At 71.0% G+C, this 1,420-nt stretch carries 1 protein-coding gene; it reads right to left on the bottom strand.

Annotated features, from left to right (window positions below; translation table 11 throughout):
- Nucleotides 1–64: 64 nt before the first annotated feature.
- The gene (locus BM041_RS02255; protein ID WP_092954867.1) at nucleotides 65–1,240 is read right to left on the bottom strand and encodes an acetyl-CoA C-acetyltransferase; all 1,176 of its coding nucleotides are present in this window, start codon (nucleotides 1,238–1,240) and stop codon (nucleotides 65–67) included.
- Nucleotides 1,241–1,420 lie beyond the last annotated feature (180 nt).

The following is a 1,420-nucleotide window of genomic DNA, read 5'->3' as shown; positions in this document are numbered from 1 at the left end:
CCACGCCGTCAGGCGCGCTCGACCCACGCCACGCCGTCAGGCGCGCTCGACCCACGCCACGCCGTCAGGCGCGCTCGACACACATCGCGACGCCCATGCCGCCGCCGATGCACAGCGTGGCGAGGCCGCGCTTCGCGCCGCGGCGCTGCATCTCGAACAGCAGGGTGTTCAGCACGCGGGCGCCGGAGGCACCGATGGGATGGCCGAGCGCGATCGCGCCACCGTTCACGTTCACCTTGGACGGATCCCAGCCGAGGTCCTTGTTCACCGCGCAGGCCTGCGCCGCGAAGGCCTCGTTCGCCTCGATCAGGTCGAGCATGTCCACCGTCCAGCCCGCCTTCTGCAGCGCCTTGCGGCTGGCCGGGATCGGGCCCGTGCCCATGATGGAGGGATCGACCCCCGCCGTGGCCCAGGAGACGATGCGCGCCATCGGCGCCACGCCGCGCTTGGCGGCCTCGGCCGCCGACATCACCAGGATCGCCGCGGCACCGTCATTGATGCCGGACGCATTGCCGGCGGTGACGGTGCCGTTCTTGTCGAAGGCCGGGCGGAGCTTGCCCAGGATCTCCATCGTCGTCTCGGGCTTCGGGTATTCGTCGTCGCTGATGATGGTGTCGCCCTTGCGGCCCTTGACCGTGACGGGGACGATCTCGTCCTTGAAGCGGCCGGCCTTCATCGCCTCGCCGGCCTTGTGCTGGCTGGCGGCGGCGAATTCGTCCTGCTCCTGGCGCGTCAGCTGGTACTTCTGGGCGACGTTCTCGGCCGTCGTGCCCATGTGGTAGCCCTGGAAGGCGTCCCACAACCCGTCCCGCAGCATGGTGTCCACCAGTTCCAGCCCGCCCATCTTCTGGCCGGCGCGAAGCTGGGCGCAGTGCGGGGCCTGGGTCATGCTCTCCATGCCGCCGGCCACCACGATGGCGGCGTCCCCGCAGGCGATCTGCTGCGCGGCCAGCGCCACGCTGCGAAGCCCGGAACCGCAGAGCTGGTTGATGCCGAAGGCCGTGCGTTCCACGGGGATGCCGGCGGCCACCGCTGCCTGGCGGGCGGGGTTCTGGCCGGCGCCGGCGGGCAGCACCTGGCCCAGGATCACCTCATCCACCTCCTCCGCCTTCACCCCGGCACGGGCCAGCGCGGCCTGGATCGCGACGGTGCCCAGCGCATGGGCGGAGAGGCTGGCGAAGGCGCCGTTGAAGGAGCCCACCGGCGTGCGGGCGGCGGAGGCGATGACGATGTCGGTCATGGGTCCTGGGACTCCTGCTTTTCAGGCGTGACTGGTGTTGCGGTGCAGTGTGGGACGGGCCGGGCGCCGCTACAAGCTTCCGAGCCGCGCCCGGCTACAAGCTTCCGAGCCGAGCCCGACTACAAGCTTCCGAGCCGAGCCCGGCTACAAGCTTCCGAGCCGAGCCCGGCTACAAGCTTC

Origin of the sequence: Falsiroseomonas stagni DSM 19981, from assembly GCF_900114315.1 — a bacterium.
GTDB lineage: Bacteria > Pseudomonadota > Alphaproteobacteria > Acetobacterales > Acetobacteraceae > Falsiroseomonas > Falsiroseomonas stagni.
This window is presented reverse-complemented; position numbering and strand designations above follow the sequence as displayed.